General features: G+C 58.5%; 32 protein-coding genes and 2 tRNA genes. 12 read left to right on the top strand and 22 right to left on the bottom strand.

What is annotated here, in order from left to right:
- The first annotated feature begins 108 nt into the window (after positions 1–108).
- The 4 genes from ACY9XZ_RS05105 to ACY9XZ_RS05090 all read left to right on the top strand — a co-directional run bounded on the left by ACY9XZ_RS05105 (position 109) and on the right by ACY9XZ_RS05090 (position 2,609).
- On the top strand, positions 109–366 hold the full coding sequence (locus ACY9XZ_RS05105; protein WP_463455966.1) for a DUF5789 family protein: 258 nt from the start codon (positions 109–111) through the stop codon (positions 364–366).
- A gap of 46 nt (positions 367–412) precedes the next feature.
- Positions 413–488: transfer RNA gene (locus ACY9XZ_RS05100), tRNA-Cys, on the top strand.
- 141 nt (positions 489–629) lie between these two features.
- Positions 630–1,760 (top strand): tyrosine-type recombinase/integrase, encoded by a 1,131-nt coding sequence (locus tag ACY9XZ_RS05095; RefSeq protein WP_463455965.1) that lies wholly within the window; start codon positions 630–632, stop codon positions 1,758–1,760.
- 96 nt (positions 1,761–1,856) lie between these two features.
- Positions 1,857–2,609 carry a DNA methyltransferase gene (locus tag ACY9XZ_RS05090; protein ID WP_463455964.1) on the top strand — a complete coding sequence of 251 codons (753 nt, stop codon included), beginning with the start codon at positions 1,857–1,859 and terminating at the stop codon, positions 2,607–2,609.
- Between the two features lie 4 nt (positions 2,610–2,613).
- Here the strand turns inward: ACY9XZ_RS05090 and ACY9XZ_RS05085 are convergent, their stop codons facing one another.
- From ACY9XZ_RS05085 to ACY9XZ_RS05070, 4 genes are all read right to left on the bottom strand, one after another.
- Positions 2,614–3,237 (bottom strand): hypothetical protein, encoded by a 624-nt coding sequence (locus ACY9XZ_RS05085; RefSeq protein ID WP_463455963.1) that lies wholly within the window; start codon positions 3,235–3,237, stop codon positions 2,614–2,616.
- Between the two features lie 245 nt (positions 3,238–3,482).
- Positions 3,483–3,755, bottom strand: coding sequence for a hypothetical protein (locus ACY9XZ_RS05080; protein ID WP_463455962.1), 273 nt, complete (start codon positions 3,753–3,755; stop codon positions 3,483–3,485).
- 119 nt (positions 3,756–3,874) lie between these two features.
- Positions 3,875–4,954, bottom strand: a complete 1,080-nt coding sequence (locus tag ACY9XZ_RS05075; RefSeq protein WP_463455961.1) for a hypothetical protein — start codon at positions 4,952–4,954, stop codon at positions 3,875–3,877.
- A 957-nt stretch (positions 4,955–5,911) separates the two neighbouring features.
- A complete protein-coding gene (locus tag ACY9XZ_RS05070; RefSeq protein WP_463455960.1) occupies positions 5,912–6,076 on the bottom strand; it encodes a hypothetical protein in 165 nt (54 codons plus the stop codon).
- 251 nt (positions 6,077–6,327) lie between these two features.
- On the opposite strand from ACY9XZ_RS05070, the gene ACY9XZ_RS05065 reads away from it, so the two are divergent.
- A complete protein-coding gene (locus tag ACY9XZ_RS05065) occupies positions 6,328–6,564 on the top strand; it encodes a hypothetical protein (protein WP_463455959.1) in 237 nt (78 codons plus the stop codon).
- Here ACY9XZ_RS05065 and ACY9XZ_RS05060 read toward each other — a convergent pair.
- Both ACY9XZ_RS05060 and ACY9XZ_RS05055 read right to left on the bottom strand, forming a co-directional pair.
- Positions 6,562–6,661: transfer RNA gene (locus ACY9XZ_RS05060), tRNA-Gly, on the bottom strand. The two genes, ACY9XZ_RS05065 and ACY9XZ_RS05060, sit on opposite strands and share 3 nt — an antisense overlap.
- Before the next feature lie 358 nt (positions 6,662–7,019).
- Positions 7,020–7,703, bottom strand: a complete 684-nt coding sequence (locus ACY9XZ_RS05055) for a recombinase family protein (RefSeq protein ID WP_463455958.1) — start codon at positions 7,701–7,703, stop codon at positions 7,020–7,022.
- Positions 7,704–8,020: 317 nt separating this feature from the next.
- Here ACY9XZ_RS05055 and ACY9XZ_RS05050 point away from each other — a divergent pair, with 317 nt between their 5' ends.
- Both ACY9XZ_RS05050 and ACY9XZ_RS05045 read left to right on the top strand, forming a co-directional pair.
- The gene (locus tag ACY9XZ_RS05050) at positions 8,021–8,320 is read left to right on the top strand and encodes a hypothetical protein (protein ID WP_463455957.1); all 300 of its coding nucleotides are present in this window, start codon (positions 8,021–8,023) and stop codon (positions 8,318–8,320) included.
- Positions 8,321–8,325: 5 nt separating this feature from the next.
- On the top strand, positions 8,326–8,451 hold the full coding sequence (locus tag ACY9XZ_RS05045) for a hypothetical protein (protein WP_463455956.1): 126 nt from the start codon (positions 8,326–8,328) through the stop codon (positions 8,449–8,451).
- 5 nt (positions 8,452–8,456) lie between these two features.
- Here the strand turns inward: ACY9XZ_RS05045 and ACY9XZ_RS05040 are convergent, their stop codons facing one another.
- A complete protein-coding gene (locus ACY9XZ_RS05040; protein WP_463455955.1) occupies positions 8,457–9,197 on the bottom strand; it encodes a hypothetical protein in 741 nt (246 codons plus the stop codon).
- A gap of 147 nt (positions 9,198–9,344) precedes the next feature.
- Here ACY9XZ_RS05040 and ACY9XZ_RS05035 point away from each other — a divergent pair, with 147 nt between their 5' ends.
- A complete protein-coding gene (locus ACY9XZ_RS05035) occupies positions 9,345–9,641 on the top strand; it encodes a hypothetical protein (protein WP_463455954.1) in 297 nt (98 codons plus the stop codon).
- Positions 9,642–9,975: 334 nt separating this feature from the next.
- Here ACY9XZ_RS05035 and ACY9XZ_RS05030 read toward each other — a convergent pair whose 3' ends face one another.
- From ACY9XZ_RS05030 to ACY9XZ_RS05015, 4 genes are read right to left on the bottom strand one after another with little or no spacing between them, the layout of a single operon-like run.
- Complete coding sequence (locus tag ACY9XZ_RS05030) at positions 9,976–10,491, bottom strand: S26 family signal peptidase (RefSeq protein ID WP_463455953.1); 516 nt, start codon at positions 10,489–10,491, stop codon at positions 9,976–9,978.
- On the bottom strand, positions 10,488–11,114 hold the full coding sequence (locus ACY9XZ_RS05025) for a hypothetical protein (RefSeq protein WP_463455952.1): 627 nt from the start codon (positions 11,112–11,114) through the stop codon (positions 10,488–10,490). Before ACY9XZ_RS05025 ends, ACY9XZ_RS05030 begins: the two co-directional genes overlap by 4 nt.
- Entirely contained in the window at positions 11,107–11,487 is a 381-nt protein-coding gene (locus tag ACY9XZ_RS05020) for a hypothetical protein (RefSeq protein ID WP_463455951.1), read from the bottom strand. The genes ACY9XZ_RS05025 and ACY9XZ_RS05020 overlap by 8 nt, the downstream gene beginning before the upstream one ends.
- Complete coding sequence (locus ACY9XZ_RS05015; RefSeq protein WP_463455950.1) at positions 11,484–11,822, bottom strand: hypothetical protein; 339 nt, start codon at positions 11,820–11,822, stop codon at positions 11,484–11,486. Before ACY9XZ_RS05015 ends, ACY9XZ_RS05020 begins: the two co-directional genes overlap by 4 nt.
- 150 nt (positions 11,823–11,972) lie before the next feature.
- Between ACY9XZ_RS05015 and ACY9XZ_RS05010 the strand changes: the two genes are divergently transcribed.
- The 3 genes from ACY9XZ_RS05010 to ACY9XZ_RS05000 all read left to right on the top strand — a co-directional run bounded on the left by ACY9XZ_RS05010 (position 11,973) and on the right by ACY9XZ_RS05000 (position 12,953).
- Positions 11,973–12,356 (top strand): hypothetical protein, encoded by a 384-nt coding sequence (locus tag ACY9XZ_RS05010; RefSeq protein ID WP_463455949.1) that lies wholly within the window; start codon positions 11,973–11,975, stop codon positions 12,354–12,356.
- On the top strand, positions 12,353–12,535 hold the full coding sequence (locus tag ACY9XZ_RS05005) for a hypothetical protein (protein WP_463455948.1): 183 nt from the start codon (positions 12,353–12,355) through the stop codon (positions 12,533–12,535). The genes ACY9XZ_RS05010 and ACY9XZ_RS05005 overlap by 4 nt, the downstream gene beginning before the upstream one ends.
- A gap of 106 nt (positions 12,536–12,641) precedes the next feature.
- Entirely contained in the window at positions 12,642–12,953 is a 312-nt protein-coding gene (locus ACY9XZ_RS05000; protein WP_463455947.1) for a hypothetical protein, read from the top strand.
- A 20-nt stretch (positions 12,954–12,973) separates the two neighbouring features.
- On the opposite strand, the gene ACY9XZ_RS04995 is transcribed toward ACY9XZ_RS05000, so the two are convergent.
- The 11 genes from ACY9XZ_RS04995 to tafE all read right to left on the bottom strand — a co-directional run bounded on the left by ACY9XZ_RS04995 (position 12,974) and on the right by tafE (position 22,445).
- Positions 12,974–13,150, bottom strand: a complete 177-nt coding sequence (locus ACY9XZ_RS04995; RefSeq protein ID WP_463455946.1) for a hypothetical protein — start codon at positions 13,148–13,150, stop codon at positions 12,974–12,976.
- Positions 13,151–13,198: 48 nt separating this feature from the next.
- Positions 13,199–13,405, bottom strand: coding sequence for a twin-arginine translocase TatA/TatE family subunit (gene tatA / locus ACY9XZ_RS04990; protein ID WP_463455945.1), 207 nt, complete (start codon positions 13,403–13,405; stop codon positions 13,199–13,201).
- A gap of 111 nt (positions 13,406–13,516) precedes the next feature.
- Positions 13,517–14,524, bottom strand: coding sequence for a hypothetical protein (locus ACY9XZ_RS04985; protein WP_463455944.1), 1,008 nt, complete (start codon positions 14,522–14,524; stop codon positions 13,517–13,519).
- Positions 14,517–15,290, bottom strand: coding sequence for a hypothetical protein (locus tag ACY9XZ_RS04980; protein ID WP_463455943.1), 774 nt, complete (start codon positions 15,288–15,290; stop codon positions 14,517–14,519). The genes ACY9XZ_RS04985 and ACY9XZ_RS04980 overlap by 8 nt, the downstream gene beginning before the upstream one ends.
- Positions 15,287–15,877, bottom strand: coding sequence for a hypothetical protein (locus ACY9XZ_RS04975; protein WP_463455942.1), 591 nt, complete (start codon positions 15,875–15,877; stop codon positions 15,287–15,289). Before ACY9XZ_RS04975 ends, ACY9XZ_RS04980 begins: the two co-directional genes overlap by 4 nt.
- Positions 15,874–16,089: a hypothetical protein gene (locus ACY9XZ_RS04970; protein WP_463455941.1), complete on the bottom strand. Its 216-nt coding sequence runs from the start codon at positions 16,087–16,089 to the stop codon at positions 15,874–15,876. The genes ACY9XZ_RS04975 and ACY9XZ_RS04970 overlap by 4 nt, the downstream gene beginning before the upstream one ends.
- Before the next feature lie 51 nt (positions 16,090–16,140).
- A complete protein-coding gene (locus ACY9XZ_RS04965; RefSeq protein ID WP_463455940.1) occupies positions 16,141–18,204 on the bottom strand; it encodes a twin-arginine translocation signal domain-containing protein in 2,064 nt (687 codons plus the stop codon).
- 24 nt (positions 18,205–18,228) lie between these two features.
- Entirely contained in the window at positions 18,229–18,534 is a 306-nt protein-coding gene (locus tag ACY9XZ_RS04960; RefSeq protein WP_463455939.1) for a hypothetical protein, read from the bottom strand.
- A gap of 834 nt (positions 18,535–19,368) precedes the next feature.
- Positions 19,369–20,166: a rhomboid family intramembrane serine protease gene (locus ACY9XZ_RS04955; RefSeq protein WP_463455938.1), complete on the bottom strand. Its 798-nt coding sequence runs from the start codon at positions 20,164–20,166 to the stop codon at positions 19,369–19,371.
- A 302-nt stretch (positions 20,167–20,468) separates the two neighbouring features.
- A complete protein-coding gene (locus tag ACY9XZ_RS04950) occupies positions 20,469–21,779 on the bottom strand; it encodes a hypothetical protein (protein ID WP_463455937.1) in 1,311 nt (436 codons plus the stop codon).
- Positions 21,780–21,848: 69 nt separating this feature from the next.
- Positions 21,849–22,445, bottom strand: coding sequence for a TafE family fimbrial adapter protein (gene tafE, locus ACY9XZ_RS04945; RefSeq protein ID WP_463455936.1), 597 nt, complete (start codon positions 22,443–22,445; stop codon positions 21,849–21,851).
- Between the two features lie 285 nt (positions 22,446–22,730).
- Between tafE and ACY9XZ_RS04940 the strand changes: the two genes are divergently transcribed.
- On the top strand, positions 22,731–23,258 hold the full coding sequence (locus tag ACY9XZ_RS04940; protein ID WP_463455935.1) for a hypothetical protein: 528 nt from the start codon (positions 22,731–22,733) through the stop codon (positions 23,256–23,258).
- Positions 23,259–23,489 lie beyond the last annotated feature (231 nt).

Here is a 23,489-nt window from a genome sequence, read left to right as displayed (position 1 = left end):
GCCACCATTCATACCTTACCTAGCTCACTCAGGAGAGGCATCTCTCCCGAGTGGGCTTTGTGTATTTATGCAGCGTGTAACTACGTGACTGGACTGAGAGAGTGGTGTGTGACTCGCGAAGTCAAACTGAACGAACTCACGGCACTCCTCGAAACGGCGACGTACCCGCTGTCGGTCGAAACCGCCCGAGCGGAGTTCGACGATGTTCAGCTCGTCTACGCGGACGGGTCCGAATCGTTGGCTGCGCTACTGACTCGGGTGAACGACGAGCAGTTCGGCTCGCCAGACGAGGCACAATCCTCGATTTACAGCGCCATCCCAGTTGAAGGGGTCGGTGAACCGGGCCAATCAGAGGGCGAGGGCTAATCGAATTCGCTACGCTTAAACGACCGAGTTGACTACCTCTATTCGCGCCAAGGTGGCAGAGTCCGGCCTAACGCAGCGGCCTGCAGAGCCGCCCATCGCCGGTTCAAATCCGGCCCTTGGCTTAAACTTTTTCCGAGACTGCGCGGCTCTGCCGCGCTTCCTCGCAAAAACTTTGGAAAAAGAATGTTTGGAAAGCGACATCTCCGCGCAAAACGGTGGTGGTTACAACAACCCGTCAAGGCCGCTCGGGTAACCACGACCATATGACCACGATCGAATCACCAGACGGAACGGAGGAAGTACAGGGAATCCAGACGGCCCCAAAGCCGTCCCGGATGATACTGACCGAAAAGCAGATTGCCGATTACCGCCACCACCGTGAGAAGCTCCTTCGCTGGTGTCTCAACCTCGGCAAAGACCCCGACGAAGCGGAGGGGTATGCACTCGACACCATCCGCGTTCGGGCGGGCCACATCGACCGCTTCTATCGGTGGGTGTGGGACGAGCAAGAGGGGTACACCACGCACACCACCGAAGAGCAGGCAGATGACTACCTCAAGACGTTGGCCTACCGAGATGACCTCTCAACCTCGGCTGCGAACAAGTACAAAAAGGCCCTCAAGATGCTGTTCCGGTGGCGGTCGTGGGAACTCGGTGAGGAACACGACTGGGATCCCGCCCTCTCTTTCAACACGAACGATAGCTCCAGCCAACCCCGCGACTACCTGACTCGTGATGAACGGCGCGAGCTGCGCGAAGGTGTGCTTGCCCTCGGTGACGAGATTCCACACTACAAATCCGTCACACCAGAAGAACGGAGCAGAATCAAGAAGTTGCTTGCCGTGCGACTGAGCAAACCGCTCGACGAGATCGGCAAGGACGATTGGCGCGAAGAACGGAGTTGGAAGTATCCGAGTATGGTCTACGCCAGCCTTGATGCTGGTCTCCGCCCGGTCGAGGTCGGACGGGCGACCGTGGATTGGGTGGACACTTCCAATTGTGTCTTGCGGATCCCGAAGGACGAGTCCAGCAAGAACCGCGAGAACTGGACGGTCGCACTCAACGACAATACCGCGGACTACCTCGACCGCTGGCTCACCGAACGCGCCTCATACCCCAAGTACGACGACCGTGACGAGCTGTGGATCACGCGCCGCGGGAATCCCTACTCTTCGTCCAGTTGTAACGCCGTTCTTCGTCGCGTACTGGAACACACGGACATCGACCGCGACGTGACGTGGTACTCCATCCGCCACTCCACAGGGACGTATATGTCGGCAGAAGCAGGTCTTGGGGCGACACAACAGCAGTTGCGTCACAAGTCGTCACAGACCACGCTGAAGTACGACCACGCCCCGCCAGAGGAGCGACGGGACGCGCTCGACCGGATGTAGCCCCCGGGACGTGGAGCCGTCCGAAATCGGCGGTTCGTAAAAGGTCGCTGGCGACATACACACGTTTAAAGGTTATCACCCCCCTCATTCTGGGTAATGGCAGACAACGGGAAACAGTCGACTCTCAACGGCGAAGAGCCGGAAGAATTGACCACCGACGATCTGATTCTCTCGGCACACGAGGGACGGAACGCCGATCTGTTCCCGAAAGTTCTCGACTTGCACACCGAGACCGGCGCAAAGGTCGCTGACATCACGTACGGCAAGGGTGTATTCTGGAAGAACGTCCCCGATACCGCCTACGATCTCCACGGAACCGATCTTGACCCGGAGAAGTCCCCATCCGGCGAGTCAGTCGACTGTCGCGATCTGCCCTACGACGATGACACGTTCGACGTGGTCGTCTTCGACCCGCCGTACGCAGAGGGGTTCTTCCGCCGCAACAAGGAGATGCTCGCCGGCGGCGGTTCACACGACAGTTTCCGCGAGGCGTACTCGAATGGTGAAGTGGTGGACACGAACGGGTCGAAGTACCACGGCGCCGTCCAAGACGTCTACTTCGGTGGCGGCGCGGAAGCCGCACGGATCCTCAAAGACGACGGGACGTTCATCGTCAAGACGCAAGACGAGGTCTCAGCGAACACGCAGGAACTCACCCACGTCCAGATCATCAACTTCTACGAACAGGAACTGGGCTTCTACACCAAGGATCTCTTCGTTCTCGTCCGGTCAAACACACCCCATCAGACCGGGATGCACAACCAAGTTCACGCCCGCAAGAACCACTCTTACTTCCTCGTCTTCAACTTCGAGCAGGATCCCGTCAACTATCCGATGAGGGACGACTGACGGGCTACCGTAGGCTGATTTCCTCTTCGAGAACGTCCCACGGGTTGTCGTAGTACGGGGAGTCGTCCTCAAGCGGCCAGTTGATGTCCATTGTCCCTTTGATGAGGTACTGCCTCACCTCTTCATCATAGCCGGTGTACGGCGTCCGTGGCAGATCCTCGTTGCGGGCGAAGGCCCACTTCCATTCGCCACCGAACTCGAACAGGTTGATGGCCAGCACGTCGAACTCGCCCTGCACGAGGCACGTGGTCTCCATTTCGGTTCCGTCGGGGAGGGTTACCTCACGCTTGTCGGACGCATCGCACTGGTACTTCCCCGTCCACGTCGACTCGCCTTCGAGCGTGTCCGTCCGCTTGACGTGGTTTGACTGGAGCGACTTCACCTCGCAGAAGATCTCCTCACCCTCGTAGTCGAAGATCCAGTCCGCCTTCTTTTCGCGGTCGTGATCGTCAGGAGAACGGAGGTTCGAGATCCGGTCGTCTTCGAGGTACATCGTCTTCAACTTCTCCTCGGCGAGGTACCCGCTCACCATTCCGCGGATAGAGGGGTTGCGCTCGAAGACCTCGTTGAATTCGCGCTGTGTCGCGTCCCAGTAGTCGAACCAGTCCCGTGTCCCACCGTCGCTCATTTGGACTTCACCTCAACGGCAACCGCCCGCTCATTGTACTCGATTACGCAATCCGTCTGATTCATCGGCGCCAGATCTCGATCGTCTATCATTTTCTGCACTCCCGACTAATGCCGGCAATATGATAGTTCTTGTGCTCCCGAAGTGAAAGTGAAAACGCAGCACGTAGGCGGTGTTTGAGATTTTTCTCAAACTTCTCCATCTCCATCTCCAAACCGCCTTCCAAACCTGATATAAGAATATTGTCAGTTAGTGACGGCCTCGAACTCGGCGACAGTCCAGCCGGCATCCGATCCGGATGAACTCCATACCATCGCGCCGGCGGGGACACCATCGTCGCCAAAACCAATCTCGACACGTTCAGCCCGCACACCCTCACATTCCTCGGGGTCGACGTAGATACGGTGGTCTGCTCGCGAGACCGACGAGACTTCACCCATCACGGTCGCCTCCACTTCGTCACCCTCGAGATCCACGCGGACTCGGTCGCCAGATGAGACATCGTCGGCAGTAAGCATACTCTCCACATCGCGCAGGCATCGCTGTAAAACCCGATTACTCGGAGACGCGTTCCCGAGCCGTGCGACTGGCCGGAATGGAACTAGTCGCAAGAAACAGGCTGGTCAGCCCCGGGAGCCTACTCGCCGTCGTCGGCCTTCCTGCGTTCGATTTCGTCGTTCAGCTCATCCAGTGCCTCTCGAACCTCGTCTGCCCGCGGGTGGTCGGGTTTGGCCTCCAGAGCCTCACGTGCCTCCTTGGCACGGCCCTCAAGCGCCGGCACTTCGATCTCTCGTTTAATCCACTTCTGTGTCCCCTCGACCCACTTGCCTGCGGTCGCCTCTCCGATAAGCAGATCGACATCCTCACCAACCACGTCTCCGATCTCCCGGGCAACGCTACCAGTAGTGCCAGAGATCTCATCCACAAATCGCTCCACGAGACTCACAGGAGTCTGCGGCCAGTCGTCCACCTGCCCGTACGGCTGGTGGGTGGGGACGCTTGTGGACGCCACGAGTTCCTCAAGAGCGGCGGTGATAACAGCGCACGCGTCGTCGGACAGATCTGTATCGTCGCGGGTGGACTCCCACGAGGACAGCGTGCCCTCGTACTCGCGTAGCTCCAGCGTCTCGTTGCGCGCCAACGCCGCCGCGACGGCTCCCGCAACCACTCGATCATCGTCCACAGACGCACCCCCTTCGGATTTCTCGCCGCCGAACCGTTCGATCACCGTGCCCGGGATGTCCTTGTCGTTGGCGCGCTGACCCACGTAGTAGCGGCTGTCGAGGCCGTGTTCCTTGCAGATCTCAACGACGGTGGAGCGCGACACGGTGTCGTGCTCGTGGCGAACCATCGCTTCCACCACGTCCTCGCGATGCCCCTGAGGCGTGTCGGACTTTCGCGGGCCTACGTCGTCGGGGTTGATCTCTACCTTGCCGGAGGTCTCCTTGACGACCTCGCGGAGCTGCTCCGTGCCAAGCACGTCGCCCTCGAACGACGTGTCGTCGTCGGGGTCGTAACGCTCGCTGATGGGCCGCTGCTCGTCCTCGTCGTCGTTGAGGATGGATGGCACGTCATCCATCTCTATGTCGCGTTCCTCGGCCTCTCGGCGTACCTGCGCCATAATCCACTCCTTCTGACTGCTCGCGTCGCTCTCTTTGACTACTGCATCGAAGAGTCGTTTGTCGTCGTCGGTCACCTCTGCGTTGATTCGTACCATCGCACTCGTGTCTTGTCGGGTTTCGTACATAAGTGTTACTCAACTCAAGGATATTTTTTGTGTACGGTATTTGGAGAGAGGACGGGGTGGGGGAAATAGAGATTAGTCGTTAGAGGCCGTCAGACGCCGTTCTCCCCCAACGCGAAAATAATCTTACTCAACTCATCTATCTTTTTTGTGTGGAACATCTGGTGAAGGGGGAGCGGAAGAGTCGAGAGGTAGTCGTGAGATGTCGTCGTTGAACACGCCATCCCCTTCATAAACCCCGTCTTGCATCTCGCCAAACCACCCCTAAACTCCCTCTACCTACCTCTAACAAAACCAAACCATAAGTATTATATTATATTATTATATTTATTATAAGTGTTATGGGGGAGGGGGTAGGGGGACGGTTGTCGACATCGTGTAGATGGGCGGTTTCTGCCGACATCGTGTAGAGTGACGGCTGACGACGTGGATTTAGGAGTTGGTCTTGTCTCGTCTCTCCCCCTTCTCTATCAGATACACCACACAAAAAAGATAGATGAGTTGAGTAAAACAACCAAACCACGGCAAACGGGCGAGAACGGAGAACCTTCCCTGAGCGACCCATACGACAACCGGCGGGACAGACGACGACTCTGGCGCCGTGAACGGCCCGTGCGTGGACGTGGACAGTATCGCGGCCCACACGTGCGTGTGTAGCGTCAGTACCGAGCCTTTCCAACTGTTCCCTACGAAATTTCCCTTGGTAATGGCCCTTCAACAAACCATTAGAAGGCCTTTACAACGCGTCTCCCGTCAATATAACCCCGTGGGGTGTGGGCGGTAATGGTGTGCTCCCGGGCCGCGTGGCCCGCCGTCGCAAAGTCAGGGAGAGTGGATCTCTCCCGAGTTGGCTCCCCTCTCTCCCGTGAGTAGCGTGGCTCCCGAGTTTCATCGGAACTGAGGGGTGGGGTGTTCCCAGTCACGTCGTGCTCAGTCAGAAACGAGATCGAGTTCGATGACTGTGTACCCGTCGTCAGAGTGGTTCTCTAGTGGATCCATTATTCGCCATCTGATATTCTCTGGTTCTACCTCTCTTCCACTGATCAGTAGTCTGATCTCGTCTTCATCGCTGTTGATTGTGACCTCCTTCGCCATTACTCGAGGATCGGTGGGGCTGGTAAAAAAAGCGACACCCGACTCCGGGGTAGTGTTGCCGGCTCTACCGTCGTCCATACGCGTGTGTCTCATCTGGGTTAGTATGTTTTGCTATTGTGTCGTTAAGGGCGTTTTCGCGGCCTCTGCCGTGGGTTTTAGGTTCTGGAGTGACAACGACTATATGGGGGCGTCATCCGCGCCAGTCGAAATGGGTTAGGTGGATCATCGACGCCCCTTCGTTTCACATACATATGACGAACAAACGGAAGGAAGCCGCTGAGGCCGCCGAAAAACTACGTGAACAGATGGAAGAGATCTTTGAGACCCACGGGAGCGAGGAAGACGAAATAGCCGCCAAACGGCACGCTGCAGCGGCGTTAGACGGACTCGACGACGCCGAAGAGGCGCTAAGGATGTGGCGAGACGTGGAAGAGGAGCCTGTCGAACTGCTCGACGAGGATCCGCACGACGACGAGAATGAGGAGTGAGACGGGACGGATTCGAACCGACGCAACCCGTGTTTCAGAGTCTTTTTACCCCCTCGGTGGGGGGACTCAAGCCTTTACCAGACTCGGCCACCGTCTCGTGGCGGGTTGGCCGGGCAGGGCAGTACCATACCGGCGTGACACCGCTGAGTCGCGCCGGCCACAGAAGACGACTGTGAATCATCACCCGTGACCCGGCTTTGATCGGTTCCCGGGGGATCGTCCGGGTGTCCGTACTAGACAGGTGGGTTCAGAGCGTTAAAAGTGGCAGCCGAGAGCGGCTACCGGCTGATTACATCTCGATGGTGGGGTGTGTCAGTCACCGCGCGGCACGCGTTCGGTGGTGTCGAGCGTGGTTGCGGCGTGCTTCTCGCAGTACAGGTTCGGAGGCACGCGTCGCCTATCGGTGGGCCATTCGCGATACTCGTGGTCACGCTCGCAGTCAGTCCAGTCGCAAGTCATTCTCTTTCGGGGTCGTTGAGGTACATCTCCTTCCGGTCGAGGATGTTGCGGATCGTGGCCCGTGCAACGCCAGTGTAGCGCGACGTTTGCCGGATGCTATCCCCATCCTCTTCGACCATCTCAATCACCGTAAGTGCGGTGTCGTAGTCCTCGTTGGGGGCGAGATACCCCTCACTGTTGGTGTCGAAACCGAACGGTGGGCGGCCCATATGCTTCCCAGCCTCTTTCGCCGCCTGAACGCCGGCTTTCGTTCTTTCAACCGTCAGTTTGTACTCGAGTTCGGCAGCCATTCCGAGGAACTGGAGAATCATTCGATCGTCGAACACGCCAGTGTCACGGTCACGTTCGTTGATTTCCAGTCCAGAGTCGATGACGTGGACGGACGCGTCGTAGTCGTCGCAGAGCTTGCCGACGGTTTCGTTCAGATCCCGCATATTGCGGGCGATTCGGCTCACTTCTTTGACGACGACGCGTTCCACGTCGCCGGCCTCCGCGGCGGCCATCAGCTCGTCGTAGCCGTCTCGGGAGATGTTGGCGCCGGTCGCCTTGTCTGTGTACACGTCGATATTTGCGGGCTCAATTCCGAGTTCGTCTGTGCAGTAGTCCCAGCAGTTCTGCTTCTGAACGTCAAGCGATTGTTCGTCGGTGGAGACTCGTGCGTAGATTGCAGTTCGTGTCATAGTGACCAGTTTGTGGTTGTCTTAAAGCGGCGTACTTCTCGTCAGCCCGGAAGGAAGGATTCCCTTCTGAACCATCACATACTCAGGTTGACACCCGTCTCGGATAAACGCCGGCCGACGTTGGTTTCTACCCGGGAAGAAACCCGGGTCACACACCGTTGGTAAGTCACCAATCATCCAAATGTGGGTGAGAATGGGTAGTAGTGGGAAATACCTATAAGCCCCCTACCCCAATGTATGAGTGAGAAGTGTCAGACGCCCACCAAGAAGAACGCGCGAATCCGGCGCGCGGAACAAATCCCGCCCAAACCAATCCAATGAACGAAATCAACATCGACCTTGACGGGACAGAAATCGTACAATTCGGAACCAAGTACATCGGCGCCGCCTACGTTGCCGCTAACGAGATTGACGCTGAGAACGCAGAACCCGGCTACGAGACGCCCAAAGACGGCGCAACTGCCACGTTCATCGCTGAAGAGGAGGATGGATACACGATCTGTACGGATACATTCCACGGTGGTCACGAAGAGAATGACTTCGAGCCAACCGAACCGGTCGGACACGCAGAGACGCTGGAAGAGGCAGTCGAGAAGATGGACGAAATCCTGAACTGAAAACAATGCAGCTGGAACTAGACGACTTCATCGAGATCACGACAAAGAAGGCCGATGACCGAGGCAGAATCACGCTCGGAGCGGAGTACGCCGACGAGACCGTGAAGGTCGTCGTCGTAGAAACGGAATAGGCAAATCAGCTGTTCCTCGCATCACGCCACGCCTTGGCAGCGTCGCTCAACCTTACGTCGAGACCCTCGTCGACCATTCTCTCTTCGACCTCGTCAATCGCGTCGGGGTCTATAGACCATTGCCCCCCGTCCCATGTCGCGTTTGCCTCATCGATAGATTTCAGGACGTCTTTGTATTCATAGTCTATATCAACGTAAACTTGACCCTGTGAGTATGAGTCGAACCCCTCAACTCCGACCACATCACTGCCAGCAGACGGGTCAGACTCGTACTCATCCGTTGGTAATACTGATTCGTAGAGAGCGCCCGGCGGCATAACGACAGTCGTGTCGGGATCATCCCCGTCCCCTCTCCACTTTATACCGAGTTTGTCCTGCTGGCTGGGGTAGACAATCTCGCCGGCGTCGACCGCCTCGAAATACTCCTCAAATTGCTCATCATCGGCAAAGTCGATGATGTACGCCTCATCGTCGTTGTAACCTTCGGCCTCACGCTTGATTACTCGGGCGTCGATTCCGCGCTCATCCAATATTTGCTCCATCCGTTCTGCTGGTTCCGCGGTTGGATTTGCTGCTACCTCGTCCATTCCACCGTCTTCTTGCTCGTCATCGTTGGTAACGTCTTGTCCATCACCGCTGCCACCGTCCACGGGGCCGATGTACTCCCAGTGGTGTTTGCCGTCGCTGTATGTGACACGATACTTGTACGGGCCGTACCCGTTGATCATTTTCGTGATGATTGCCACACACGTTGGTAACTATCAGATAAATTAGTATTTGTTGGGTGAGGGGGATTCCGAGTTTGTCGGTTGGGCGTTGGTAAGTGACGCAGTCTGGCGATCCCCCGACCCCCGCAGACAGTGCCCTTATCCGATCGACCGAGTAATGGACGTGTGGGCATCATACCACACCAGCGAGAAGAGAATCGACAGAAAGCAGTCGCGGAAATCACACGTGCACACGAACTCGTGCTACAGGAGTGGCCAGACGATCGCATCGAACGGTTATCCGACATCGTGGAGCAGGATCCGCTCTACAGGCCGCTCAACCCGTCTCCCACCGAACGCGAGTTCCGAACGGCAGTCACGGCGAAACGCTCTGAGGTTGAACTCGAACCCGTGACGTTCCGGCCGGCGAAATTCGCAGAACGCCTCGTCGTTGGCTGGCAGGCCGCCGGCGACGACGACTGACGGCGCGGGCTACCGCGCTTCTACGTGCAGCACTTCTCCGACGCGCGGATCGATCGCGACCTCGCACATACACCGGGGACACTCGCGCAGTTCCCCGTCCTCGTCGACGCCAGTATAGACGATTTCGCCTCTATCTGGCCCTCTATCACAATCTGCGTGGACGACGGCCATCAGCAGCCCTCCTCGTCGCGGAACGACTCTGCAAACTCACGAATCTCCTCGAGCTGTTCTTTGCGGTCGTCGGAGAGCGAACACTCCCGGGGGTCTGGGATGGGATGCATAGCAGGATCTCGAGGACGTGGTTATCAGATAAACGCCGGCGCAGAAGGCTGCCTCACGCGCCTATCCGCGTTATCGACCAGTCGTCATCATCGACAGCGAGGAGGACGCGTCCCTGTATCTCGTCGTTGGACACGACTCCGTGTCTGCCGGCACTCTGGTCGTATTCGGGATTCGCGTCGCCCTTGGTGATGAACCCGCTCTGCGGCGCCGGACAGTTGCGCAGTTCTGCGCAGTTGTCGGCGTCGATGTACTCGGGATCCGCGCGGTCGTACCAGTTCTCACCCGTCTTGACGTGGAACATCGCTCGGTGAACGTAGTCCGTCTCTCCAGCCGAGTACACGATCACGTCTCCCTCTTCGACTTCTCCGACGCCGGCATCGTGAACTAGCCGGTCGCCTCCCTCCAGTGTTGGCTGCATCGAACCCGTGCCCAAAGCGACGGCCATCGGCATCGTTGCCCCGAGGATCTGCATCGCGGCCATCGCGATGGGAGCGGCGTCCTTGAGAAATCCGAGAACCGTCGGTACAGCCACGAACGCGGCGATAGAAGCGAGTATGCTGTCATTCATCGTTCGATCACCCGCGTTTCGCGGTCGTCGTCGGTGTCGTTGAGGAGGTCGTCTACCAGCGCATCGAGTTCGTCGTCGGTCGCGCCGTCGAATTCGGCGTCGAAGAACTCATCTAGTTCCGCCTCACCAATATCATCGTCGAGGTATGCCTCTCGGATGCGCTGCTCGGGGGTGGACGGGTCGCTGAGTCGTGGCTCCGTGGCGTGTACCATCGATTTGTCGCGTGCTTGGATCCGTTGGACTTGCAGGAGTTCACCGAGGGCGACGGCGGCGAGAGCGACGGCAGCAACCGCCGTAAAACCGATCTCCGAACTGGTCATCGCCGCCGTCGGGAACGCCGCCATCCCCGCAAACACGATTGTCGCCAGCGCACTCTGTAGGAGGTGGGTTCGGTGTGTCTTCTCTCCCGGCGCGGGCGGCGTCGCCGGCGGCTCACACTCGCCGCACGTCGGGTAGTGCATACCGCCCGCAGAGCGTCCGAGAGCGTCCATCACGCGGCGAACGACGGGGTTGTGATAGCCGCTTTCGGCGGGGTTCAGAACGTGATAGACCTTGACTTCGTAGCCACCGTCAAGATCCCGTCCACACTCGCTGCACGAGGTGGCGATCATTCGGTCAGTCATCGAAATCACCGGCATCGTCGCCAACGTCAGGAGCGAACACCCGCCAGAGCACGACAGCCCCGACGAGCATCGCGAGCACGAGGTAGATGTACGCGGGGTCGAGGGGGTAGTACACCGCGTTGTACAGGGTGGTCTTGCCACCGTGTACGGTTGTTTCCTCGACTGGGACGTCGAGGGCGCGGTCGGGGATCGACAGCATTCCGGCGACCAGTCCGAACGCCCCACTTGCCAGCCACGTGGCGGCCCGCCGGCCGTTCGTCGTTTCGACCGGTGTGCGGAGCCACTTCTCTGTCTTCGGTTTTGGCGGTTCTTCTTCACCGGTCTCGTCGGAGAGGTCACGGTCGTCCTCCATCAGGGGGTGATCGTCCGTCATCGGTCATCACCGGCGTCGTCGCCAAAGTCGATTTCAGTAGGGTCGATGTCGTGGCTCTGCGCGACTGTCTCCCACGCTTCGAGGATCTGTCTTTCTCGTTCGACAATGTCGTCGCTCGCGAAGAGGTTGCCGAGTCGTGGATCCTCGGTCAGTTCGTACAGACCCGTGTTCACCTTCTGCACTACTCCGTCGATCCGCAGTTCTTGGAGGTGGTGTTGGGCGGCGTGCTTGCTTGGGAGGCTGGTGTTGTCGACGATGTGCTTGGGCGTCGACCGCCCTTCTGCGAGTACGTCGACGACTTCACGTTGCTTCTCGGATAGGGTAGATTCGTCCATCCTATACAGATAATGATACGTTGTTGCGCCACTTAGTTGTCTCGCACGCACGCCCGTAAGAGCGCATAATACGCCCGTAAAAGGTTGTTCCTCAACGTCGTAGCCCTCCGAAGTTAAGGCTTATATGTCAGACTCACTGAGTAGTAGGTAGTGGCAGAAGATAGTCACAATTCGAACACCGCAACGAGCGGTCTGGCACAGGTCGCAACCAACCACCCCGAGCAGCACGCAGAACACGTCGCCGCAGTCGCGGAGCGCACGCTCGACGACGAGCGGGAAGTCGATCACGACCGCGAGGTACCCGCGATCGTCTCGCGACCAGATCCGCAGCACGTGGCCAAGATGGTTGCGCTGACCGTCCCCGCCGCGGAGTACCACGCAGAGAGCCGCCTATTCCACGTCGGAAAAAACCGCGGTGGAACGATCACGCAGCGTGCCGAGATTGGCGTCATCGAACTCCCGGAGTACGAGGTGTCGGTGTATCGCGATTGCGTGGAAGTCAGCGAGGTCGAAGAGACCGGTGATGACCGATGACTGACGATGATGACAGCGCACGTGAGTATCCGGAGCTAACGATCACCGAGAGCAAGCTCGCCTACCCGTCGCACGTCGTTCCGGGTCGGGAGCAGACCCACCACAGTGATCCTCCCGAGGATGCCGATGGAGGTGGCCTCGGATTCGATCTCGCAGAACCCGTCGACGACTACGAATAGAGAACGGTCGAAACGCCCTTCCCGGGCGTCGCGGGCGACTGGCCCCGTCCGCCTGATGACGACTGGCCCTCCCCTCTATGGGGGTGATCCAAACCAAACACGAACGATGAACGCGAACAAAATCGAAGTCGAACAGGTACTGCACACAGACCGACTTAGCAAATCCCACCACGTCTCAACCTTCGCTGCTGAACTGCCGCGCGAACTGACTACAGTGGAGATAGGTGGTATCCACGTCGGTCTGCACTCAATCGACAGATCGGCAATCATCGTCGTCGACTATCCCGCAGGGATGGGTCGCGACACAGCATTTGTTGGAGCGGTAGAAGACGCGCACAGCGCGGTCGTACGGCTCGCAAACCACACAGACGCAACCGTCATCCTCGACGAATTTGACGTTCTCGACGACGGGAATTGACGACGGTTTGTAGCGGTAGCCTATTCTTCTTCGTCGTCGTGAATGATGTCGAGCGCTTCTGCGACGTGTTCGTATGCCTGTTCGACGTGCCAGACTGCCTCTTCGTCGATGTCGTTTTCTTTCGCTTCCTCGACCCAGCCTTTTGAACCAGATCCAAATATCGCCAGCTGACCTGTCAGTCGTGACTTAGTGTCCATATACATAGATGTCGACACCCCCACTATCGGATAAAAGTGTGCCCGTAGTCAGTCCGCCGCCTCACCGTCGTCTTCCGTGGATCCTCCGTTCTTCAACTCGTCTTCTAGTTCGTCACGACCTTTCTGGAACTCGCCTATCGCTTCACCGCTTGCGCGGGCTAGCTTGGGGATCTTGTTCGCGCCGAACAGCAGTACTGCGATCAGAAGCACAACGAGCAGCTCGACGCCACCCGGAATGCCTAACTGTAGTATCATACACGTTCATATCACACACGCGACAGTTTAAGATACGCGGGCGCACGGGCCACACCCCCCTCCCCCTCCCCCACCGGGTCAAGGCGCCCGCGGCCACACGCGTGTGTGGCGTCAGTCGTCGGCAAGGTGGCGGTGGTTGATGCAGTATCGGGGATTGTCGGACGGGTACTCCGCCGTTGCCGGGCACGGGTTCCCGTCGTTGGTCGTCGCTTCACACATCGGCGCCTCGTCGTCACTCGGGCCGCTGTCGCCGCCCACATCCACGTCGAACTCGAAGTCCGCCGTGTCCAACGTGTCGTAGTCGAGTCGTGTCTGCGGCACGTCACCGAGTTGGAGGTGGGTCTTCGCCACACGAATCTCCTCATTCTCCTCTTCGAGTCCCGTTCCGATCGTCGCCTTCGTCTTCGACTCCTTGCGGGCCACGAGGAGCTGCCGGCGCACGTCTCGGGGCACGTCGCGGCCCGTGTGGCCGATGAGGATGATGTTCCCGTTGTACTTCCGAATCAGCTTCAGAAGCCGTGAGACAACCAAACCGGCGTCCATATCCGCGAACTGGAGGACTTGGGCGGCCTCGTCGAGGACAAACGCTTTCTCGCCATCTGTCGTTTTGAGCCACTCTTCGACGGCACTCCAGCTCTGCAACGTCTCGAACTGGTCGCTCGGAGTGTTCGTCGCGACGGAGAGATCCGGGTGGACACGCTCGCCGATCTCGAGCATCAAGTAGGCGAAGTCTGTCTTGCCGACGCCGACGGGGCCTTCCGGAGGGAGCGGCCCGTAGATATACAGTTGGAACGTGGGGTAGTCGCTCCAAAGGCGTTCGAGCCGCTCCAGCGGGCGCATATCCGACATACTCTGCCGGCTGGACGATAGGCCCGCGGCGTGCGACATCGCGCCCACGTGGTCTTTCTCGACGCTCTCGCGCACTCGGTGGGACACAGCGCGTTCGAGTACATCGTCGTAAACATCCGCGTGCCGTCCCTCGGGGTGGTTCTGCTTAATGGACAGCAGTAGGTCTAGCTCGTCTTCGCCAATCAGTCCCGCGTGCTCCAGCGCCGGAAGGTCAATATCGTCGCGCCGCAGCATCTCACGGAGCTGCGCCGCTGTGTACGTGTCACTCACCGTCACCACCGCCCAGATCGGGCGCCTCGTCGGCGTCCACGTCGGCCAGTTCGTCGGCCTCGGGAAGGTCGCCGTCCTGCAGATCTTCGGCAGTCACCGGCTCCGGTGTCTCTATGGAGTCCACCAACTCTTCCACGTCGGCGGTGACTTCGCTTCTCACCACGTCTGGCTCTGTCGTCGTCCCATCCATCGTTTCATCGCTCAAGTACTGCCAATACGCGCTCTCGACCGCTTGCACGATGGACGGGAGTTTAGCGTACAATCCTTGGCCGACGCGCGCCCAGTGGCGGAGCTGGCCCCGGTTCGACCGGATCGCTTCCTTGTGCGTCATCACCTCCACGTCCGTCATCTCGCCCATCCAAACACCGCGAACTCGGAGTTGATCCTCTTCGTCGTCGTAATCCAGTTCGCGCACGAAGTAGTCCGCAGCGCCGCTCTCGGCGGGATACGGCTGGCCGTCAACGTGTTCTGCCGCGTCCCAGATCTCGGGCGGAACGCGCACGGGGTCGCCGTGCGTCATCCCGTCGCGATAGGCGTCCACCTCCATCACGTCGACGGCGGTCGGGCCGTCCGACAGCCACTCAGCGATCTTACCCCCCACGAGGTACCCCGCGGGGCCGACGACCGCGCCGGCGATGAGAACGTCCATCACCCACCGCGGTACCTCGACTTCTCCCGAAAGAATGGCGGCGGCAGCCCCGCCCGCGAATAGTGCCACGAGCGTGCTACTGGACGTGAGCGTGTCCCACGCGTCCTTTGGATTCATCTTCGATCACCGCCGCGGAAGGCGTTCTCGGGTTCGTCGAGGTCGTCTTCGAGTTTGCGCTTGTACCCGGCGACAACCGCGCCAGCGAGGGCGATAGCCGCGCCTACGAGCAGAGCTTGGTTAGCACTCAGGTAGGCGACTAAAGAGCGATCAAATCCACCCTCACCCTCAATAACGACTGTCTGACCGTCGACGGCCAGTGATGTCATCTGTCCCGCCGGCCCGTCACCGGCAGGGAGTTCCAACTTGTGTTCGCCGGGTTCGTTCAGGACTTGGCGTTGATTTGTCGGGATACGAACACCCGGTTCACCTTCAATCTCAGAACCCACATCCGCATAATTGACTGTGACAGGTGTCGCCTCGCTGGTGAGGACGAACGTCACCACAACGTTGTCGGATCTGAAGTTGTAATCGACGATGTACACCCCATCATCTATTTCTTTGATGTAGTCGTCCGGGACTTCGTCCGGTACGTCTTCGCCGGGGGTGGCGGTCTCGTTGCCCGTATCCTCTTGCGCGGAGACGAGACCCGCGCCGCCGGCCGTCACGGCAAGAAGGGCCACGAGAACGGCGGTTATCCGGGTCATACTACCACCGCGATCAGGTCGATGATCGCGTTCGGATCTAGGTACTGGTTGATCGTCTGCGAAAACCACGCAGACACGTCTATGATGCCGTATTGATCGGCCACGTACAGGCCGCCAGCCACGATGACCAGCGGAACCGCGGAGTCCAGCACGAAGCCGATAATGCGTCGAATCAGGCCGAGCAGCGGCCCAATCAGTAGCCATACTACCACGTGCTATTATAAAATATCCGATAAGAAAGGCGGTTCGCCCGCGGGGGGGAATCAGTCGTCGTCGGTGGCGTAGTACGCCAGTGCGGCGATGATGAGTCCGCCGATTCCCCACCCCGGGATCGGTAGGTCGCCCGCAGACGGGAGACCGGTGGTCGTCCCACCGTCATCAGACAGATCCTTAACCGACTTACCTCGCGCGTCGAGGAGGTCGTCCATCTCTTCCGCAGAGAGCGTCGGGTCGCTGGTCACGTTGACCCAGCTCTTAAACACGAGTTCACTCCGCTTCTCGTCGTGGACTTCGAGCAGCTCAATATCGCCGGAGAGATCGATCCGTTCGACGGATCCGCTGTCGCTGACCCGCACGAGCCGCGCGTTTCGGTAGTCGGCAGGACTCGATGCGCTGGCCACGTCGTACTTCCCGATGGCGGTCACGACTTCACCGTCCCACGAGTCGCCGCTGAGGACGCGTTCGACTTTGCTGACAGCCGACGGACTACCCGGGGCGGAGAGATCGATGGTGTGCTTCGAAGAGAGTTCCGCGGCGGTGATTTGAGTTGTCTGAGTGGTACCCGAACCGTCGGTGTACGTCACCCTGTACGTCCTCGCATCACCCTCCTGACGGTACTCGGAACGAAGCGAGGCGTCGTTCACGGTGAGTTTGACACCACTAGACGTGTCGGTAAGGCTGTACTCGAAGGACGCGAGCGGCGTCTCGTCTACGTCCATCAGCAGCACACCGCGAACCTTGTCGCGAGTACCGTCGGCGGTCGTGGACGGGTCTGCCTCGACAGTCACCTCCGTACCGAGGTCGCGGGTGTCCCCCGCGTACCCCATCGCGATGTACTCCGCGCCGGCCGACCCCTTCGTGTTCTCATCGCTGAACTCGCGGCGGATGTCTAGACCGGCGAGGATCTCGTTCACGTCCTCGGCGGTGTAGTTGTTGTACACTGTTGAGACATAGTTGGAGATTTCGGAGAGGGTGTTGTTGTAGAACGACATCACAGCGTGGTAAATGTCCGTCCACGCGGACGTGTAGATCGCCACATCAGACGTGCCACTAGTCGGAGCGGCAGCGTAAACGGCTTGTCCGGCCTCGTCAGGGTCGAGGTAATTCCACGAGGTTGAACTGAAGTTCGAGTTCACGTTAGCGGGGCCAACCTGAGTGAACACCGAGAGATCTCCGTCGTTCGTCGTGCTGTTGGTGTCAACCTCCTCCGTGACAGACGGCCAGTACAGCATAGGGCCATCCACATCAGATGTGTCGTCGAAAAGGACGTGCGCTACACGAACGTCCATTGTATCGCCGTTCGGAAGCGTCTCAGTGTAGATCGTCGCCGTCTCGCTGAACGCTGGAGGCGTCGACGGTACCGAACCGAAGGAATTCCCGCTCTGACCTGAATCCCATTTAGCTGTCCACCCCTGAGTCGTGAAGACATCAGTATAGGCCAAATTGCTGTTAGACGACGTAGCACGCCAAATATTGTATCTGTGCCTTTCTGTATTCGTCGCGAACTGGTTCCAGTCGCGGAAGATGTCCTTCAGAACGTCGGTGATGTACGCACGGAACTCGTCCTTGACACGCGTCTCAGCGTCGGTAACGGGCGCGCCGTCTTGCATCGACCGGTACGTCTCTGCACGGATGGTAGACCATCCGATGGCGCCGAGGCCGCCAGCCGCCGGTCGGTCACCTGATACACCGGTCTCGTCCCGTAGGTCACTCAGGTATCGTGACTGCGTATCCACAGCATCGACGATCGAACTGTAAGTTGTCTCGTGGACGTAGGTAGCTGTCTCTTGCTCGGCTGTGGATGCATCTTCCGAGGACAGATTGGGATCAAAGCCGCCATAGTTCGCAGCAGCGCCCATAATCGCGCCGGCGGCGGCGTATGCGGCCACCCCGACGACAGGCGCGACTGCATCCGCCTCCTGCACGGGGCCGTATCCGAACTGCTGGGCGCCCGCGCCGGTGGCGGCCATACCAGCAGCCGCCCCGAGTCCCTTCATAAATCCACGTCGGGAAGTCGTCGTTCGGGTTGTGTCGTAGAGCTGTGCCTCGTCTTCGTCTGCGTTGTCTGCGTCGATTTCGTCGTCGTCGTTGTAGGTTTCGTCAGTCATTGTTCTAAGAGGTTGTGAGGGGGTTCAGTAGTGCGCAACGAGACCGTAGGCGCCGACGAAAACCAGCGCCGCAAGAGTCGCTACGTACGTGTTACTCGCAACGAGATCGGATACCGCGGGGACGAATTCGTGAACGGCCATCAGGGTCGGAGCCCCGAGCACGAGCAGTCGCTCCATATCGGCGTCACTCCCGCGCGAAGAGAAGTCGTCGACAGAGCGGTCGTTCGTGATCCACGCAACTGCGAATGCGAGGATGTACAGAACGGCGGCGATGGAAACGCCAACGTCCGTCGAAACTGCGCCGGCGAGATCGTGTCCATAGAGAGACACGGTTCCGATTCCCGTCGCAACAATAGCTCCAACTGCTGCGACCGGGAACCCGGCCGCATCATTGATCGATACACTGTCTGGCAGATCTAGTACTGACATCTGCACACGTCACTAATCTATCACCTCGGAAAAGTGACACTCCCGCGGGGGTCGGCAGCCCGCTCTCGCCGGCGTTTATCCGATAACCCCACCACAAAATAGAACGGGTCGCGCACGACGGCAACCTCGTACCATCGCCTGATTCATCCATCCGCGCGGCCCGAACCACCACCTCTTGCGCCCCAAGTCCCACGGGCGCGGATCTACCTGTCAACCCTCGGTGGGTGGGTGACCATCCGACTGCTTCTCGCCGGTCAAGTCTACCACGCACGGCCTTGGGCCGCCCACCGCAGATCTTTATATCGACGGAGTACGGCCTACCCATACACCACTGCCGTGATGCGCGATCCAACCAACTCTGAGCGAGTCCGAATCACCGACCAAGTCGTGGGGCGCAGCCCCCACCGTCGCCGGAGGCGACGCCCCGGAAAGGTCGGAATCCACGCACTCTGCGGACTAGTTATTACTCCCACGACTCAACACGGAAATCAGAGTCCAAAGCGGCCTGCAGAGCCGCCCATCGCCGGTTCAAATCCGGCCCTTGGCTTTTTGATCTCTTATACTCGATAGATCCCAGTGAGCGACCGGCTGAGTATATGTCCGGCCACTCCAAGTGAGCATACGACGCGAGTAAATCGCTTATGCAATCCGTTTCGACAGGGCAGACAACCGAGATAGCAGTGTCGCACGAACTAACGCGGTCACAGACTAGCTCCCTTTCCTCATAGATTCCAGTCAGTCCAATCTCCGGAACTGTGTTTTCGTAACATAGGATGCGATAAATCCCAGTGCATAGCCGAGGAAGTGCTCATAGAGATTTAGCACACCGTTGTCGACCAGTGGATTCGCGGGAAACGCGATGACTGGAACGATGAAAAGCAGTAAGATCGTGAGTAATATCAGGTCGGTGTCGCCGGTCGCCCCCATTGCAGACTTGATCTTCGTTCGGGCATTGTTGGTCTGTTCGTACACCGAGAGGCTATACAACACTGTACTGAGCATTGTAGCCAGGACCAGGCCAGCAGTGCCAAGCAGCACTGTCGGGTTCGTTAGCAGCACGGACTGGAGACTCAACACGGAAATAAGCCCCAGGCTTGCAAAGAACAGGGCTGGCGCGACTACGTTGCCCGGACCGATGTCGAAGTTCGTATCCAGGAATTCGCTCAGTGCCAGCGGAAGGTAGCCGACGAAAACCATAATAACTCCCGACGCACCGAACGTCACGGAGGATCTGGTGATTGCGAGATTCAGATACGAAAGAACGGGGGGAAACGCGAGAAGGGCGGTAAAGACAAAAACCCGGAACTGCTGTTGACGGTCGCTCAGCGCACTCAGGAGATACAGTATCGGAACTACGAGGACATACAATCCGACGTTCGTGATCAGGTGCCCGACCTCGAAATGAATGAACGCTGAGGTAAATGCCGCGAGCAGCGTGGGGCTTGTATAATTGAAAACGAGCGATTCACGGACACCCAGCGGAAGGCTGTAGCCGAGCCACAGAAGCAGTGGAAAGGAGAGAACAAGTGCCACATCGAATAGACGCAACTGCTCATAGAACGTCTGTCGTGCCGATTTCTTTCGCCGTCGCTCGGTGTCTGTGTCAATATGAGCTTGTATCCGTTTACCTTAAATAAGCCCTCGGCCACGGATATCAGACTTGATTTTGTAGCAGGAAACTGGGACATCCGAATGCTGGAGACAGCGGATAGAGGGGTAGAGCTTATGATGTACACAGGGGACCGACTGTTCCGGTATGGCCCTCCGCCGGGACCCGAAACCGGTACTACTGCGGTCCACAATGACGCTGCGAGGAGGAACTGGTCGGGTCGTTCCTATTGCTCTTCGGTGTCGCTGTCAGCGGCTTGGCGGCCGGGAACTGCGCTGAGTTCCGGGACTAGTCGGTATCCGGTTACCGTACCGACCGCAGCGGAGAACGCGAGCGCCGTGACCAACTGCGAGGGTGGACCGAAGCCGGCGCTCGAAACCGCTGACACGACGAGCACTGTGAGCACGATTCCGGCGAGGCCGATCGCCGCTTCGCGGACGGCGACGCGGCGGAACCGGTGGCGACGGTCGCTCGGTTGCGTCTGGAGAACCGGCAGGACATCGTGATACCGCGTCTGTACGAGGTAGTTCGTCGCTACAGCGAGGAGGCCGGCGATAAGCGCCCACGGTCCCCAGCCGATGCCAAACGCCGGATCGAGGTCGAGCGCGAATCCGCTCGGCTCGGTTGACTGCTGGCCTTCGGGTGTCGATGGTGCAGGTTCGGCCCCGCCGCCGGCCACGGTCTCCGCTTCGCTGTCGGTGGCTGTCTCTGTCGGTTCGTCGGTCGATGTCTCGTCGCCAGTATTGCCGCCACTGCCACCGCCGCTAGCAGGTATGTCAGTCGGTTCGTCGGTCGACGTCACCCCCTCGGGACCGTCGCTGGTACCCTCGTCAGTATCACTGCCATCGCTTGCATTGGTGTCGCCGCCACCACCGCTGCCTGCATCGGTGTCGTCGCCGTCGCTCGAATTGGTGTCATCGCTGCCGCCACTATCCACGTCCGTATCTCCACCATCGCTGCCACCTGGATCAGTGTTGCCACCACCACTGCCATCACCCCCACCGCTGCTGCTCCCGCCGCCGCCACTGCCACCACCGGTGCTTGACTCAGCATCCGGGATCTCCATCCTGTAAGTCACTGTCTCGGAGATGGACCCCGGGCTGTCGGCGTCGGTCGTCACTGCGAACCCGAGCGTCGCCTGCTCGCCCGGCTCAAGCGTCATCGTGTTACCGGCCTCATCGACCGACTCGCGTGTGCCCGCGTCCGTGTTCCTGTAAATGTCCAGCCACTCGCTGTCGTGTTCGAGACGGAGCGTTGCGGCCTCGTCGCTCCCGGTGACTCCGGAAAAACCGACGACGAATACGTCGTCGAATATCGTCTTGGTGCTGGAAACAACGTCGACGGAGATGACAAGCTCGCCGTTACTGTCGAACGACGCGTAGCGGTCGCCGTTGGGCGTGTCAGCCGGGGCCAGCGCGACTCCGGTGTCCGCCTCCGGGGCGAGTTCATCGACCGGCTCGGAAAGCGGGGCTGCGCCCGTGGACATGACTGTCCCGCAGACGATGAACACGAGCCCAAGGGCGACGTACCATTTCATATTCTGGCTGGAGGTGGCGACTGACGCGGACAGTGCCGATCTCCCCCTTCTAATCACAAGGTTGACTAATTACTGCGAGCCACTGTAGTCATCTTGGCGTGCTGCGAAGACAATCGATTCTATATCATCAATGGCTGCGCCAGTATTGTTCTGAAGATCAACGACAACTGTGAGTGTGGTCTCATCAGCATCACTGTTCTCGTCACTGGCATCTAAATTGACGGCGCTGTCGCCTGTGCTATCAACAATTGAATTTCCGTCTGCGTCTTCAATGTCTAGTGCACTCCCGACAAGCCCGTCTGTGCTTGTGCTGTCTGCGTACTCAGTCTTATTAGGATCCACTGAAACGCCGACGTTCTTGCCGCCGTTATTAGTTACCTTGAGAGCATCACTGAACGTGGTCGTCGCCCTCTCATTTAGCGAATCCTGATTGAGTTCGATAACGGATGTATCGGACTCATCCACAGTTTTGATGATATTGTTGTCGCTTTCAGCGGTTGGATTATTCGGCTCGAAGCTCAACAGCGCGCTTGCATCGTCGGCGGTACTTATTTCGACTGTCCGCGTCGCTTCGACCGAGGAGAACGCACCGGAGCCGAACGCGCCGCCAACGGTCGCACTGATTGTCCCGAGGCCGAGCAGGACACTTCGTCGATTTAGTCTCATCTGTTGTGTTACACAACGATACTCCACCAGTTACTATTGACGTGCTTGAGCGGGGTTAATGCCGCCCATTATCGGTTCAAGCAAAGCTATAACCCCGCTCAAGCAGCCCAATAGTAAGTCCCCAGAAACTGTTGTACTCGGTACGGCACGGCCATAACGTGCTGACTAACTACAACTATGAATCGCAGAAACGTACTTACGGGACTCGGTGGACTGGCAATCAGTGGTGGGGCGCTCTTTGGGTCGGGCGCGTTTACGAGCGTTAGTGCAGAGCGGACGGTCGAAGTGAACGTTGCGACTGGTTCAGACGTTGCTGACGAATACGTTGACGTTCTTGTATATGCGGGCCACGCTACCGTTGACGTAGCGAGTAATGACCCACCATCCAACGCAAATGCTGCTGCCGATGAGGCATCGCTATTCCCCACGTCGAGTGACAGTTACAGCTCATGGGACCCAAGTAGTTCGCCTCAAAGTACTACATTGGAAGAGTGGGTCAGCCTCATTGAAAATGACATGAATATCGAATTTGGCCGTAACAGCGGCCTGCCAAATAACTCGCAGGTGAGCTATGAGCCCCTGTTCGCGGTAGTCAATGACGACCCCGGCAGTGCAAGCGACTACAACGTTTATATAGAGTATGAAAGCACTGATGCCGACAGTGATTATCTTGAAATTGGTGGTGACGCGAAAGGAACCAGTGAAGAGCCTCTCAACGCTGGCAGTTCAGAGGAATACAACTCTGTCATCAACACTGAGACGGGAAGTCATGGAGATACAATTTCACTGACAATCCGTATTGAGGCAGCATAAACCTGGAATAAACATTCAATTATCTGGCTGGTTGTAGTGTAACCTTACACGAATATTTCGAAGGAGAGCACGCACAATCGTTCAGTATCATCGGTTTTTGATCTCAGTGACCGTACTGTGTCTCCACAATGGGAATACATCCACAGCCCCAACACCTGATATTGCTGTAACGGTGTGATGTCTTGGCTGTGTCACAGAATCATACAGTTGAACCCACAGATAGTATTCCAA

This window comes from Haloarcula sp. HT12 (assembly GCF_055271655.1).
The sequence above is the reverse complement of the archived record's forward strand: the minus strand, read 5'-3'. Positions and strand labels throughout refer to the sequence as shown.

Excerpts from the sequence above, each read along its gene's own strand:
- ACY9XZ_RS04950 (WP_463455937.1), bottom strand. The coding sequence starts at position 21,779 with ATGAAATGGTACGTCGCCCTTGGGCTCGTGTTCATCGTCTGCGGGACA.
- ACY9XZ_RS05085 (WP_463455963.1), bottom strand. The coding sequence starts at position 3,237 with ATGAGCGACGGTGGGACACGGGACTGGTTCGACTACTGGGACGCGACA.
- tatA (WP_463455945.1), bottom strand. The coding sequence starts at position 13,405 with ATGATACTACAGTTAGGCATTCCGGGTGGCGTCGAGCTGCTCGTTGTG.
- ACY9XZ_RS05025 (WP_463455952.1), bottom strand. The coding sequence starts at position 11,114 with ATGACTGACCGAATGATCGCCACCTCGTGCAGCGAGTGTGGACGGGAT.
- ACY9XZ_RS05045 (WP_463455956.1), top strand. The coding sequence starts at position 8,326 with ATGCAGCTGGAACTAGACGACTTCATCGAGATCACGACAAAGAAGGCC.
- ACY9XZ_RS05005 (WP_463455948.1), top strand. The coding sequence starts at position 12,353 with ATGACTGACGATGATGACAGCGCACGTGAGTATCCGGAGCTAACGATC.
- ACY9XZ_RS04965 (WP_463455940.1), bottom strand. The coding sequence starts at position 18,204 with ATGACTGACGAAACCTACAACGACGACGACGAAATCGACGCAGACAAC.
- ACY9XZ_RS04980 (WP_463455943.1), bottom strand. The coding sequence starts at position 15,290 with ATGAATCCAAAGGACGCGTGGGACACGCTCACGTCCAGTAGCACGCTC.
- ACY9XZ_RS05015 (WP_463455950.1), bottom strand. The coding sequence starts at position 11,822 with ATGGACGAATCTACCCTATCCGAGAAGCAACGTGAAGTCGTCGACGTA.
- ACY9XZ_RS05070 (WP_463455960.1), bottom strand. The coding sequence starts at position 6,076 with ATGGCGAAGGAGGTCACAATCAACAGCGATGAAGACGAGATCAGACTA.
- ACY9XZ_RS05080 (WP_463455962.1), bottom strand. The coding sequence starts at position 3,755 with ATGCTTACTGCCGACGATGTCTCATCTGGCGACCGAGTCCGCGTGGAT.
- ACY9XZ_RS05090 (WP_463455964.1), top strand. The coding sequence starts at position 1,857 with ATGGCAGACAACGGGAAACAGTCGACTCTCAACGGCGAAGAGCCGGAA.
- ACY9XZ_RS05000 (WP_463455947.1), top strand. The coding sequence starts at position 12,642 with ATGAACGCGAACAAAATCGAAGTCGAACAGGTACTGCACACAGACCGA.
- ACY9XZ_RS05050 (WP_463455957.1), top strand. The coding sequence starts at position 8,021 with ATGAACGAAATCAACATCGACCTTGACGGGACAGAAATCGTACAATTC.
- tafE (WP_463455936.1), bottom strand. The coding sequence starts at position 22,445 with ATGAGACTAAATCGACGAAGTGTCCTGCTCGGCCTCGGGACAATCAGT.
- ACY9XZ_RS05030 (WP_463455953.1), bottom strand. The coding sequence starts at position 10,491 with ATGAATGACAGCATACTCGCTTCTATCGCCGCGTTCGTGGCTGTACCG.
- ACY9XZ_RS04975 (WP_463455942.1), bottom strand. The coding sequence starts at position 15,877 with ATGACCCGGATAACCGCCGTTCTCGTGGCCCTTCTTGCCGTGACGGCC.
- ACY9XZ_RS05095 (WP_463455965.1), top strand. The coding sequence starts at position 630 with ATGACCACGATCGAATCACCAGACGGAACGGAGGAAGTACAGGGAATC.
- ACY9XZ_RS04995 (WP_463455946.1), bottom strand. The coding sequence starts at position 13,150 with ATGGACACTAAGTCACGACTGACAGGTCAGCTGGCGATATTTGGATCT.
- ACY9XZ_RS05020 (WP_463455951.1), bottom strand. The coding sequence starts at position 11,487 with ATGACGGACGATCACCCCCTGATGGAGGACGACCGTGACCTCTCCGAC.
- ACY9XZ_RS05055 (WP_463455958.1), bottom strand. The coding sequence starts at position 7,703 with ATGACACGAACTGCAATCTACGCACGAGTCTCCACCGACGAACAATCG.
- ACY9XZ_RS05065 (WP_463455959.1), top strand. The coding sequence starts at position 6,328 with ATGACGAACAAACGGAAGGAAGCCGCTGAGGCCGCCGAAAAACTACGT.
- ACY9XZ_RS05075 (WP_463455961.1), bottom strand. The coding sequence starts at position 4,954 with ATGGTACGAATCAACGCAGAGGTGACCGACGACGACAAACGACTCTTC.